The 12,956-nt window shown below is 71.2% G+C and carries 10 protein-coding genes; 3 read left to right on the forward strand and 7 right to left on the reverse strand.

What is annotated here, in order from left to right; translation table 11 throughout:
- Nucleotides 1–15 precede the first annotated feature (15 nt).
- The 4 genes from GA707_RS10905 to pdhA form a co-directional block, all read right to left on the reverse strand.
- On the reverse strand, nt 16–1,473 hold the full coding sequence (locus GA707_RS10905; RefSeq protein ID WP_152178462.1) for a hypothetical protein: 1,458 nt from the start codon (nt 1,471–1,473) through the stop codon (nt 16–18).
- Nucleotides 1,474–1,561: 88 nt separating this feature from the next.
- Nucleotides 1,562–3,079 (reverse strand): dihydrolipoamide acetyltransferase family protein, encoded by a 1,518-nt coding sequence (locus tag GA707_RS10910; RefSeq protein ID WP_152178463.1) that lies wholly within the window; start codon nt 3,077–3,079, stop codon nt 1,562–1,564.
- Nucleotides 3,080–3,151: 72 nt separating this feature from the next.
- Entirely contained in the window at nt 3,152–4,159 is a 1,008-nt protein-coding gene (locus GA707_RS10915; protein WP_226963721.1) for an alpha-ketoacid dehydrogenase subunit beta, read from the reverse strand.
- A complete protein-coding gene (gene pdhA, locus GA707_RS10920) occupies nt 4,156–5,286 on the reverse strand; it encodes a pyruvate dehydrogenase (acetyl-transferring) E1 component subunit alpha (RefSeq protein WP_152178771.1) in 1,131 nt (376 codons plus the stop codon). The genes GA707_RS10915 and pdhA overlap by 4 nt, the downstream gene beginning before the upstream one ends.
- 336 nt (nt 5,287–5,622) lie before the next feature.
- Here pdhA and GA707_RS10925 point away from each other — a divergent pair, with 336 nt between their 5' ends.
- Nucleotides 5,623–6,051, forward strand: coding sequence for a hypothetical protein (locus GA707_RS10925; RefSeq protein WP_152178464.1), 429 nt, complete (start codon nt 5,623–5,625; stop codon nt 6,049–6,051).
- 75 nt (nt 6,052–6,126) lie between these two features.
- Here GA707_RS10925 and hisC read toward each other — a convergent pair whose 3' ends face one another.
- The gene (hisC, locus tag GA707_RS10930; RefSeq protein ID WP_152178465.1) at nt 6,127–7,209 is read right to left on the reverse strand and encodes a histidinol-phosphate transaminase; all 1,083 of its coding nucleotides are present in this window, start codon (nt 7,207–7,209) and stop codon (nt 6,127–6,129) included.
- 105 nt (nt 7,210–7,314) lie between these two features.
- On the opposite strand from hisC, the gene GA707_RS10935 reads away from it, so the two are divergent.
- Nucleotides 7,315–7,701 (forward strand): phage holin family protein, encoded by a 387-nt coding sequence (locus tag GA707_RS10935; protein ID WP_152178466.1) that lies wholly within the window; start codon nt 7,315–7,317, stop codon nt 7,699–7,701.
- Nucleotides 7,702–8,196: 495 nt separating this feature from the next.
- Here GA707_RS10935 and paaN read toward each other — a convergent pair whose 3' ends face one another.
- Nucleotides 8,197–9,918, reverse strand: a complete 1,722-nt coding sequence (paaN, locus tag GA707_RS10940) for a phenylacetic acid degradation protein PaaN (protein ID WP_152178467.1) — start codon at nt 9,916–9,918, stop codon at nt 8,197–8,199.
- Between the two features lie 209 nt (nt 9,919–10,127).
- Here paaN and GA707_RS10945 point away from each other — a divergent pair, with 209 nt between their 5' ends.
- Nucleotides 10,128–11,807 (forward strand): substrate-binding domain-containing protein, encoded by a 1,680-nt coding sequence (locus tag GA707_RS10945; RefSeq protein ID WP_193315287.1) that lies wholly within the window; start codon nt 10,128–10,130, stop codon nt 11,805–11,807.
- A 92-nt stretch (nt 11,808–11,899) separates the two neighbouring features.
- Here the strand turns inward: GA707_RS10945 and GA707_RS10950 are convergent, their stop codons facing one another.
- Nucleotides 11,900–12,841, reverse strand: coding sequence for a type IV toxin-antitoxin system AbiEi family antitoxin domain-containing protein (locus tag GA707_RS10950; RefSeq protein ID WP_152178469.1), 942 nt, complete (start codon nt 12,839–12,841; stop codon nt 11,900–11,902).
- Between the last annotated feature and the right edge of the window lie 115 nt (nt 12,842–12,956).

A 12,956-nucleotide genomic window follows, 5' to 3' on the forward strand; every position in this document is an offset into this window, starting at 1 on the left:
CGTCTGCTCCGGCGGTCAGCGCGAGGCGCCGAACCCGAGGAGTGCGGCCAGACCGAGCGCCGAGCGCGGGTCGTAGGCAGCGCGCCACAGCCCACCGTGCACGGCGGCGTGCGCTTCGTCCACCCACGGGTGGCCGAGCGAGGGCCTGGGTCCGGTCATCACGTCGTGGACGAGAAGCGCCGCCATGAGCGTGTTCGACGTGCCGGGCTCGAAAACCTCGATGCCGAACCGGTGCGCTCCGGCGTAGGCCGCCGCGAGGGCCCGGTTCTTGACCACGGAGCGCGTGCGGGTCGGCGGCGCGATGTGGAAGGAGACCGGGACGCCCTCATCGCGGGCCACCGCGGCCCGCCACCGCTGGATGCGCTTGGCGAGCAGGTAGTTGGGACCCTGCTGCGTCACCACGGAGTCGTTGATGCCCGGGTCCTCGCCGGGCACATAGTTGCGGCGCAGCAGCCGTCCGCCCGAGAGCGTGCGCAGGGGGACCCGCAGCGCCTTGCTGGTCCGGCGCTGCGCATGCGACTCGACGGAGGCCTCCACCGCGTCCCCCGGCACAGCGAAGACGTCCGTGGGTGTGGCGAGGAAGCTCATCCCCACCTCCCCGGGGGGTCGGAGGCGGCGGAGGTGCTCGGTCAGGGCGTCGACGGCCGCCGAGACGCGCACGTTCATCGCTCCGTCGGCGTAGACGTAGTTGCCGAGCACGAGGTGACCGTCGAGCCCGGCCACCCATGACCCAACGGTCGACAGGTCGTGGATGAGGTCGCCCCCGGCCCGGGCGGCGAGCGGCCGGTCCCCGGGTCGGGCCGGGACCAGCAACCGTCCCGACGTCTCGCCCGCCTCCGCCAGCAGCGGCTCCCACAGGCCGGGGCGCGGCAGGTCGACCGCTGCGACCGTGCCCCCCCACCGCAGGAGGCTGCGCAGCGGACCCATCTCGGCGGCCGCCCCGAGGACGACGACCGTCCGGTCCGGCAGGGCGAGCCACTCGGGGTGGTCGATGACCTCGCCGACGACGTCGGCCAGCGACGGCTCCGCGACCCCCGCAGCGATCCACGCGTCGACCTGGCGACGCAACGCGTCGCCGCGTAGCCGCTCACCGCGGTACGGCACCGACAGGTCGGGCTCCCGTTCACCGGTGCCGCGGACCTCCTCGGTCGCGACGGGGGCGGGCGGATGCCCGAAGGCCCTCGCGAGCGGCTCGTCCGCGGCGTCCGGGTCACCCCACTGCAGGCGGGTGTGCACCGAGGCCAGTCCGTCACGGGCGATCGTCAGGGCCGCCTCGGCCGAGGGCAGGCCGGCCTCGACGAGCCGGCGGAAGTGGACGAGATAGCCTGCGCGCCAGTTCGTCTCGCGCTCGGTCGCGTTGGCCCCGATGGGGTCGACCCGGCGCAGCGCGTCCGCCACGATCGTGCGACCGGTCGCGGCGGTCGACCGCCGGCCGTCGACCAGAGGGAAGACGACTCCCGTGGACTCACTCATGGGATCACCCTGTCAGAGAGGTGCACGGCGCGGCGAGACGAACCTGGATATTGCAGAGTCCGTCCCGCCCGCACTGGGGCGAAAGGCCTCAGGCGAAGAGCAGGGCGCGCGCCGGGTCCTCGAGGATGCTCGCCACGTCGGCGAGGAACCGGCTGCCGAGCTCGCCGTCGATGTGCCGGTGGTCGAACGAGAGCGCCAGCTGGCTGACCCAGCGGGGCACGATCTCCTCCGTCACGCCGGATCCGGTGTCGGTCTCGACCACCCACGGCATGCGGCGGACCGCACCGAAGGCCATGATCGCGGACTCACCCGGGTTGATGATCGGCGTGCCGAGGTCGACGCCGAACACCCCGACGTTGGTGATGGTGATCGTCCCGTCCGCCATCTCGGCCGGCTGGGTCCGTCCCTCGCGGGCCGTGGCGGTGAGCGCGCCGATCGACTCGGCCAGCTCGACCAGTCCCATCGCGTCGGCGTCCTTGATGTTCGGGACGACGAGCCCACGCGGGGTCGCCGCGGCAATGCCGAGGTTGACGTAGTGCTTGACGACGATCTCCTGGGCGTCCTCGTCCCACGTCGAGTTGATCATCGGGTGGCGCCGGACGGCCAGACACATGGCCTTCGCGAGCACGAGCATGGGAGTGACCTTGACCTCGCGGAAGGCCCTGTCCTTCTTCAGGCTCTCGACCAGCTCCATCGTCTTCGTGACGTCGACGGTGATCCACTCGGTCACGTGCGGCGCACCGAAGGCGGACCCGACCATCGCCTGAGCCATCATCTTGCGCACGCCCTTGATCGGCTCGCGGGTCTCCCGCTCGCCGGGTGCGGCGCTGCGGACCGCCGCATCGGTCCCAGGTGCGGTATGCGCGGGCCCGGCCGCCGCATACTGCTCGACGTCGGCGCGGGTCACGACCCCGCCCTCGCCGGTTCCGGTGACCTCGCCCAGGTCGATCCCGAGGTCCTTGGCCAGCTTGCGCACCGGCGGCTTGGCGAGGGGGCGGTCGCCGCGAGGGGCCTCGGCGGTCATCGCTGCAGCGGGTGCGACGGAGGGGATCGGCGACCCCGCCGGGCGCTTGGACTGGGCCACCCGGGTCGGGTTGAGGCGGACCTCGTGACGACCGCCGATCTCACCCTCCGGCTCGGGGACGTCCGCCGTCGCCTTGCGCGGACGACGCTTGGCCTCGGTGTTCTTCACGCCGTAGCCGACCAGGACGGCGGTGCGACCGGTCGACGTCGTGCCGCCGATCTTGCCCTCCTCGATCTCCTCGGCGACGTCCTTGTCGCCGGCCGTGTCGTCGCCCTGCTGTGATGCGGCCTGCTGCGGCGTGGACTCCCCCGCGGGCGGCGCGGCCTCGGCGCCGGGGGCGGAACCCGTCTCGACCGAGATGATCGGTGTGCCGACCTCGACCATGTCGCCCTCACTGACGAGGAGGGCGGCCACGGTGCCCGCGAACGGGACGGGCAGCTCGACGAGCGACTTGGCCGTCTCGACCTCGACGACGATGTCGTTGACCTTGACGGTGTCGCCGACCTTGACCTTCCAGGTGACGATCTCGGCCTCGGTCAGTCCCTCGCCCGGGTCGGGGAGGCGGAACTCCTTGGTAGCCACTGGTGTCGAGCTCTCTTTCGTTGCGGGCGTGTCGGTCGTGGGCCCGTGCGCAGGCCATAGGGGTTCGGCGGATCAGTACTTCAGGGAGCGGTCGACCGCGTCGAGGACCCGGTCCAGGTCAGGGAGGAAATCCTCCTCGACGCGGCTCGGCGGGTACGGGACGTTGTATCCGCCGACGCGGAGCACCGGAGCCTCGAGGTGGAAGAAGCAGTCCTCGGTCAGGCGGGCGGCGATCTCACCGCCGAGCCCCCCGAAGGTGGGCGCCTCGTGCACGACGACGACCCGGCCGGTGCGCCGCACCGAGTCCGTGATCGTCGGCAGGTCGAGTGGCGACAGCGTGCGCAGGTCGATGACCTCGAGGCTCGTGCCCTCCTCCTCGGCGACCTGGGCCGCCTGCAGGCAGGTCTTGACCATCGGCCCGTAGGCGAGCAGGGTCAGGTCGCTGCCCTCCTTGACCACCCGCGACTCGAACAGGTCGCGGGGCGCGGCCGAGGTGTCGACCTCGCCCTTGTCCCAGTAGCGCCGCTTGGGCTCGTAGAAGATGACCGGGTCGTCGGTCTCGACGGCCTGCTGCATCATCCAGTAGGCGTCCTCGGGGTTGGCGCAGCAGACCACCTTCAGGCCGGCGGTGTGGGTGAAGTACGCCTCGTTGGACTCGCTGTGGTGCTCGACCGCGCCGATCCCGCCGCCCACGGGGATGCGGATGACGATCGGCAGCGCGACCGTTCCGAGCGAGCGGGCCCGCATCTTGGCGACCTGGCTGATGATGTGGTCGAACGCCGGATAGACGAAGCCGTCGAACTGGATCTCGACGACGGGACGGTACCCGCGCAGGGCCAGACCGATCGCGGTCCCGACGATGCCGGCCTCCGCCAACGGGGTGTCGATGACGCGGTCCTCGCCGAAGTCCTTCTGGAGGCCCTCGGTGACCCGGAAGACCCCGCCGAGCTTGCCGATGTCCTCGCCCATGAGGAGGACCTTCGGGTCGTTCTCCATGGCTGCCCGCAGGCCGCTGTTGATGCCTTTGGCGATGGTCATGGTCTGGGTGCTGCCGGCCCTGGTGCTCACGTCGGTGCTCATCGGTGCGCCCCCTCGAAGCTCTCGAGGTACGACCGCATCTCCTCGCGCTCGGCATCGACGACCGGGTGGTCCTCGACGTAGACGTGGTCGAACATCGACAGGGGCTCCGGATCGGGCATCTCGAGGCACCGCTCGCGGATCGAGGCGGCCAGCTCGTCGGCCTCGACATCGAGCTGCTCCAAGAACGACTTGTCGGTGATGCCCTCGCGGCTGAGCCAGGCCTTGAACCGCGCGATCGGGTCGCGGTGCTTCCACACCTCGACCTCGGCGGAGACGCGGTACTTCGTCGGGTCGTCGGATGTCGTGTGGGCCCCCATCCGGTAGGTGAAGGCCTCGATGAACGTCGGGCCCTGGCCGGCCCGCGCATCGTCGAGGGCGGCCTTGGTCACGGCGTAGACCGCGAGGACGTCGTTGCCGTCGACGCGGATGCCGGGGAAGCCGAAGCCGTTGGCGCGCTGGTAGAGCGGGCTCGGGATCTGCTTGTCGTTCGGGACCGAGATGGCCCACTGGTTGTTCTGGCAGAAGAAGACGACCGGGGCGTGGTTGACGCCGGCGAAGACGAGGGCCTCGTTGACATCGCCCTGCGAGGTCGCGCCGTCGCCGAAGTAGGAGATCGCGGCGGCGTCGCGGTCCTCCTCCCCGGTGCCGACCGAGCCGTCCCGCTGGATGCCCATCGCGTACCCGGTCGCGTGCAGTGCCTGGGCGCCGATGACGATCGTGTAGAGGTGGAAGTTCTTCTCGTGCGGGTCCCAGCCGCCGTGGTTGACGCCGCGGAAGAGCCCGAGCAGGTTGACCGGGTCGACGCCGCGGCACCACGCGACGCCGTGCTCGCGGTAGCTCGGGAAGGCGTAGTCCTGCGGGCGCATGGCCCGACCGGAGCCGACCTGGGCGGCCTCCTGCCCGAGCAGGGAGGCCCAGATGCCGAGCTCACCCTGCCGCTGGAGGGCGGTGGCCTCGGCGTCGATGCGCCGGATGAGGACCAGGTCGCGCAGGAAGCCGCGCAGCTCGTCGTCGCTGAGGCCCTCGAGGATCGGGTCGTAGGTCTCGTTCCGCAGGCGCTGACCTTCGGGGGTGAGGATCTGGACCATGTCGGGGCCACCGTCACCGACCGCGGGGCTGGCGTTCATGGCCGCGAGTGGGTCGTTGGTGCGGGGCGGAGCGCCGCCCTGGCCTCCGGCCTGCTGGCCTCCGGCCCCGGACTCGTACTCAGGCTCGGTCGCGTCGGTGTCGACGGAGGTGTCGGTCACGGCACTCCTTCCCCGCTGGGACATCGTTGGTCAGCGGTCGGTGCACACCGGTGTCACGGTCGGTGACGGTGTGTGCGGATCGTCATGGGCGGCGCTCAGGGGTGCGACCGCGGCCACATGTGGGTCGCTCATAACGTACCCAAAGTGACCGGAAATCTCATCATCCGGACGTCACCTCCGGTGGACGCCCCCTCTGTCGTGACGGACGATTGACGTATGCGCCCCGTCCCACTCGTCCGTCTCGCCCCCGTCGTCGGGCTGGCCGTGCTGGTCGCCGCGTGCGGCAGCGCGACCGAGTCGCCGGAGGAGCCCGCGGCCACGTCGTCGGTGGCGAGCGAGTCCCCGAGCCGCACCGTCGGGCCCACGCAGACCCCGACCGGCCCGATCGCGACGATCTCCCCCGGGATGGGTTCGCTCGAGAGGGTCACCGTGACGGGCGTTCTCGAGGAAGGCGTCGAGTCCGGCTGCGTCGTCATCACGGACGTCGAGAGCGGCCAGGTGTACACCGTCACCGGCACCGGTCTGCCCGAACGCCTCGGCGAGCGCGTCACCGTGACCGGGACCGTCGACCCCGACATGGTCTCCTACTGCCAACAGGGTGCCATCATCCTCGTCGACGAGGTCACCCCCGCCCCTCCGCAATAGGAACGCCACAGCCGGTCGGAACCGACACACAAGGAACGTCCGGCCGCACGAGAGCCGGTCAGGACCGGGGTGCGGTCAGTGCGCGAGCCAGCGCGCGCATACCTCCAGCAGTCGGTCGTTCGCCTCGGACTCGCCGATCGTGACACGCACGCCGTCCGTGCCGTACTGGCGCACCATGAGCCCGGCGGCCTCGCACGCCGCGGTGAACTCCGAGGACTCCTCCCCGAGGTCGAACCACACGAAGTTGGCCTCGCTCGGCGCCAGATCCCAGCCCTGGTCGCGCAGCCCGTCGCCCACCCGGCCGCGCTCCTTGACGAGGGCGTCGACGCGCTGGCGCATCTCGTCGGCCGCGTCGAGCGAGGCCACGGCGGCGGCCTGGGCGATCGAGTTGACGCCGAACGGCACGGCGGTCTTGCGCAGTGCGGTCGCCATCTCCGGGTGCGCGACGGCATAGCCGACCCGCAGGCCGGCCAGGCCGTAGGCCTTGCTGAAGGTCCGCAGCACCATGACGTTGGGGTGCTCGCGCCAGATCGCGAGCGCGTCCGGAGCCTCGGGATCCTGGACGAACTCGAGGTAGGCCTCGTCGATGACGACGAGCACGTCCCGCGGGACCTGCGCCAGGAACTCGCGCAACTCGGCGTCGTGGACGACCGTCCCGGTGGGGTTGTTCGGCGTGCAGACGAGCACGACCCGGGTGCGCTCGGTGATCGCCTCGGCCATCGCGTCGAGCCGGTGCCGATGGCCGTCGTCGAGCGGCACCTGCACCGGTACGGCACCGGCCACCGTCGTGACAATGGGATACGCCTCGAAGGAGCGCCACGCGTAGACGACCTCGTCGCCGGCGTCGCAGCAGGCCTGGATGACCTGGCCCAGGACCCCGACCGAGCCCGTGCCGGTCGCGATGCACTCGGCCGGCACCCCGAGCGAGTCGGCGAGCGCCTGCGTGAGCGCCGAGACCGCCATGTCCGGGTAGCGGTTGACCGCACCCGCTGCGTCATGGATGGTCGCGAGGACCGACGGCAGCGGCGGATAGGGGTTCTCGTTGGAGGACAGCTTGTATGCGGTGAGCCCCTCGGGCGCGGCCGCGGGCTTCCCCGGGACGTAGGCGGGCAGGCGCGAGAGCACCTCGCGGATCCGGGGATGGGTCGACTCGCTCATGGCGACCACTGTAGGGCGGTGCCCCACAGGTCCTTGTTCGTGGCGACGCGGGATCGCCCTGCGCGGTGCGGCCGTCGCACGGTGGGCATCTGCCACGATGGGCACATGCAGGCATTCCTCATCAAGACGGCCGTCAACGGTGTGGCCCTCTGGGTGGCGGCGTTGGCCGTTCCTGGGATCCACCTCGGCGAGGACGACCCCGAGCTGTCGACGCGGCTGCTGACGATCGCACTCGTCGCGCTGGTCTTCGGTGTGCTCAACGCGTTCATCAAGCCGATCCTGTCGCTCTTCTCGATCCCGTTCATCATCCTGACGCTGGGGCTGTTCACGCTCGTCCTCAACGCGTTCATGCTCCAGCTGACGGAGTGGATCGCGCAGCCACTCGGCCTGGACTTCACGATCGACGCGTTCTGGTGGGACGCCGTGATCGGCGCGATCGTCATCACCCTGGTCTCCATGGTGCTGAACGTCCTGCTGCCCGACGGGAAATAGCGCTACCTGCCCGACGGCGGAGTCTCGGTGCGTCCGGCCGTTGTCTCCGCCGGAGATATGGGCCGGCTTCACAAGACATCCGGAGTCCGGTGAAGGCCGAGCTTCCCTTGTGAACCGACGGTCGGTCACGCCCCTGGCATGCCCGCAGCCCAGTTAAGAGTCACCGGCATGCCAACCGCGCGACATGGCGTGCCCTTGGCAGGCCCGCAGCCCAGTTAAGAGTCACCAGCCTGCCAACCGCGCGACATCCCACGCCCCTGGCATGCCCCCGACCACCCACCGCCACACCAGCATGCCAACCGCGCGACATGGCGTGCCCTTGGCATGCCCGCAGCCCAGTCAAGAGTCACCAGCCTGCCAACCGCGCGACATCCCACGCTCTTGACATGCCGGAGCGCCACGACGTCAGGCCAGGTGTCTCACCTTTCCCTCCTCAGGAGAGAAAGGTGAGACTCACGTGAAGGAGAAGCGGGGCGACGACCCGCGAGCCGGCCGCTACGACACGTGGCGGCGCGTGGCGACGACGCGGAACCGCGGCGCCACGAAGGCCGCGTCGGTGTAGGCAGCATTCGCGGCGGGGTTGGCACCGGTGCCGTGGAAGTCGCTGAACGCCGACGTCTGGTTGACGAACACCTGCCCGGTGAGGTTCTCCGACAGCGCCACCCCGGCGTCGAGACTGGCCTCGCGCGCCGCCGCGAGCACCTCCTCCGACGTCGAGTAGACCGCAGCAGTCATCGCCCCGTGCTCGCGCACCGTGTCGACGAACTGCGCCAGTGACTGCTCGGTCGAGTCGGTGACGATGAGCAGCGCCACCGGGCCGAAGCACTCCCGCGTATACACGTCCTCCCGCGCCGCATCCACCCGCACCACTCCCGGCGTGCGCACGACGGCCTCCGGATAGGCCGGATGCTCCACTGCTCGCGACTCGACGACGACCTCGCCGCCGGCCTCCTCCGCGAGCGCACCGAGTCCGGCCGCGGTTGACCGCACCCCCTCGTTGACCGTCGCGCCGAGCAGCTCGACCGCCCGGGCGTCATCGCCGGTCAGCCGGCCGATCGCCTCGCCCAGCCGAGCCGCCAAGTCCTCGACCGACACCGGCCCATCCGGCGTCTGCAGCCCGGTCCGCGGCAGGTAGAGGTTCTGCGGCGTCGTGCACATCTGGCCGGAGTACAGCGTCAGCGAGAACGCCAGGTTGCCGAGCAGCCCACGCAGGTCGTCGGTCGAGTCGAGGACGATCGAGTTCACCCCGGCCTTCTCGGTGAACACCGCCTTGCCGTGCGCCGCACCCTCCCGCTCCAGCCAGCCGCCGAACCCCGGCCCGCCGGTGTAGTCGATGATCGCCACGTCGGGATGCAGCGCGAGCTCCTTGGCCAGACCTTCACCGTCGCCTTCCGCCGCGAGCTGCACGAGCGCCGGCGCGAACCCCGCCTCCGCGAGCACCTCGCGGCACACCTGCACCGTGATGGCGAGCGGCAGCACCGCCCGCGGGTGGGGCTTGACGACGACCGCGTTGCCGGTCGCGAGCGACGCGAACAGCCCGGGGTACGCGTTCCACGTGGGGAAGGTGTTGCAGCCGATGACGAGGGCGACCCCCCGCGGCACGCACACGTACTCCTTGTCCATGACGAGCGGCGCGTCCTTGCCGGGCTTCTCCCACCGGGCGGTCGCGGGGATCCGCTCCTGCTCCACGAGCGCGGCGACGACGGCCTCGAGCGCCCGGTCCTGCGCCTGCGGCCCACCCGCCTGGAACGCCATGACGAACGGCTGCCCGCTCGTGTGCATGACCGCGTGCGCCAGCTCGAAGGACCGCGCGTGGAGGCGGTCGATGATCTCCACGCACACCGCGGCCCGGGTGCGCGGACCGGCGGCCCGCCACCCGCGCATAACGTCACGCGCAGCGGCCATGGCCGCATCGACGTCCAGGCGCGGATAGGTCACCCCCAGCTCCGGCCCGTAGGGCGAGACCTCGCTCCCGACCGACTCACCGGTCGTCGGCTGGTCACCGAGGTCGAACGGTCGCCCGAGGTGCGACTCGTATGCGGCGAGCCCCTTCTCCGCCGCACCCTCGCCGTGGACGCGTGGAGACGGGGAGTCGGGGTAGCGCTGGTAGAAGGAGCGCGCTGCGAGCGCGGCGGCGGCGTCGCCGAGGACCTGCTCGTGGCGGTCCCGCAGCTCGGCGCGCAGGTCGGACGGGTCTGCCGGTGACTGCACTGTCATACCGGCACTGTAACCAGACGCCACCGGCGGCCGCCCTGCCACGGGTCCTCGCAGTTGGGAGCCTCGCGACGGCCCCGGTTACCATGACAATGCCCGGTTCCGCACGCGAACCGGCGCCCCTGCCTCCACCTCATCCACCGGACCGCCACCTCATGCCGCGACAGAACCGAGGACGCCACGCCAGCGCCCCGACCTCACGCTTCTCGCCCGTGATCGCGGTCATCGCGGCCCTCGCGGTCGTCGCCCTCGTCGTCGGAGGCGTCTTCCTCGCGACCCGCGGGAGCGGGACGGACGACTCGGCAGAGGCCACCGCGGGAGACGGTGGCGCATGCGTCGAGCCGGTCACGGTCAGCGTCGCCTCGGCCCCCGAGGTGACTCCCGCGGTCCAGCTCGCCGCGGACGCCGTGAGCGACGAGTGCACCACGTACGAGATCACCGCCACACCGGCTCGGGACGGCGCGGCGGCGATCGAGGCCGCCCGTGTGCCCGACGTGTGGGTGCCCGACGCAGCGGACTGGGTGACCCGGATCACCGAGCACCGCTCCGGCGACTCGGCGTTCACGCTCGCCGACCTCACCCCGCCGGCCGAGGACCTGCCGGCCGAGCAGACCGCCGCCGGCTGGACCTCGCTCGGGTCGGTCGCCAGGACGCCCATCGTGCTCGCCGTGGGAGCCGACCCCTCCGCCGGCAACGAGGTCACCCCGGACATGACGTGGCGCGACATGTTCACGACCTCGGTCGCGATCCAGATGGCCCAGCCGAGCACGAACGCCGCCAGCCGTCTCGCCCTCGACGCTGCCCGCGGAGCCGTCCCCGCCGAGACCGACGACTACATCGACCTCGGCCAGCGGATGATCTTCCTCTCCCGATTCGCCGCCGAGAGCGACACGGCCGCCTTCACCAGCGAGGATCCCGCGACCGGGGACATCGTTCCCTTCCCCGTCTCCGAGCAGCGTCTGGCCGCCTACGTCGAAAGCAACCCATCCTCCGGACTGCGGCCGGTCATCCCCGAGGGCGGCACACCCGAGCTGACCTACCCCATGTATGCGAGGACCGGCGCCCCCGCCGACGTCACCTCGGCCGCGGAGCGGCTCTACGAGGCCACCCAGAGCGACGAGGTCCTGGCCGCGCTGAGCGAGGCGGGCTTCCGGACCTCGGCCGCACCCGGGCCGACGATCAACGAGGTGCCGGCCGACGCATACGAGGCGTCGGTGCTGCCCGAGCCGGAGCGAGCGATCGCCACGACCCGGCTCTGGGACACCCTCCGCCTCGACATGCGGATGCTCGCGGCCATCGACGTCTCCGGCTCGATGCGCTGGGAGGCCGGTGACTCGACGCGGGTCGAGCTGACGCAGCGCTCCACGCAGGACGCGCTGGCGATCCTTCCCGACGGCTCGCAGATCGGCGCCTGGGGATTCTCGACGGACCGCGGTCCGGACGGGGAGGACTTCTTCGAGATCACCCCGATCCGCGGGCTCGAGACGCGCGTCGGCGACCAGACCCAGCGGCAGGTCCTCGCGGACGAGGTGGCTGCGCTCGACGAGCTGCTCGGCGGCGACACCGGGCTGTACGACACGGCGTTGGCCGCCTTCCGCGCCGTGCAGGAGGGGTACGACCCCGCCTATGTGAACTCGGTGGTGCTCATCACCGACGGCGAGAACGATGACAGCACCGGCGGCCTGGAGCTCGACGAGCTGCTCACCGAGCTCGAGTCCTCGGCCGACCCGGAGCGTCCGGTGCGGATCGTCGCCATCGGCATCGGGCCGGACACCGACCCCTCGGCCCTGCAGGCCATCGCGGACGCCACCGGCGGCACGAGCTACGTCGCCACCCAGCCGAGCGACATCGAGACGGTGTTCTTCCGGGCCCTGCTGGCTCGCGCCGCCTGAGTCGTCCGTGTTTGGTGCGTTGTGCTGAGTTCGGCGCGCTGTAGCGCACCGTTGTCAGTGCTGGGCACCTGCTCGGGAGCAACGCACCGGTGTCAGACCGCCCTGGCCGATGGCGCCGGGATTCCGCCGCGCCGACCGGCGAGCGCGAGTGCGGCGCGGACCATGGCGTCGAGACGTTCTGAATGGAAGAGGTCGGCCCACGTCACCCGAATGACGACGTAGCCCAACGCACGGAGCGCGTCCTCCCGCCGCTTCTCGCGGATGAGCTCGTCACGGCCCTGCGCTCCTGCGTACTTCACGGCACCGTCGAACTCCGCGATGACGATGCCGTCGATGAGCGCGTCCACGCGCCCGACGAACGCGCCTCGGGCGTCGCGGATGACGACCTGGGTGCGCACGGTGTAGCCGAGTCCTCCGAGCACGAGACGCTGCAGGCTCTCGCCGGGTGACTCACTGGCGGCGTCAACCGCTGCGAGCAGCGCTGCGCCCCGTGGCGCGAGGCGGCGTAGCCGTCGCCGGCACGTCTCCAGCCCCTCAAGATCAACGAGGCCACGATGCAGTGCGGCGTCAGCGGCGATGACCGCTGTCCGCAGCCCGTCCCGCGCGACGGTCTGGAAGATCGCCGTCTCGACGGATACCGAGCGCACTTCGTCGAGCTCGATCGTCAGCTCGCCGATGGGCATCGGGTAGGTCACCGCCCCGTCACGGTGGTACCTCTCCCGACCAGGGCCACACAGGACGACCGTCTCGAGAGCGGCCCCCACCAGCGGCAGGTCGGCCAGTGCCAGCGCGGAGCGAGCGGCGGCCACACAGGTGCGTCGCGCCGCCACGAGAGCGCGGACACGCTCGGCATGTCGCTGCTGCGGGGAAGCGTCCACCGGACCTGCGGAGTACACACCTCTGCTGAGGCGGCGAAGGGAGCCGGCCCGGACGGCTGCAGCGAGGTCGTTGTCCGTCAGGCCCATGCGAAGGGCGTCGATGCGAGTGAACACGCCGGAGCGTCCGAGAATGGGGTTCAGTCGGGTGGAGTCCATGAGCCGACGATGGGCGAGCAAACGCAGTGGCCGCGACGGCGGACGCCGGGACTGTGGACGACACACCCGACTCGAGGACCGGTGCGCTCCTCCGAGACCGGGCCGTTGCACTGTG

This window comes from Nostocoides sp. F2B08 (assembly GCF_009184895.1).
GTDB lineage: Bacteria > Actinomycetota > Actinomycetes > Actinomycetales > Dermatophilaceae > F2B08.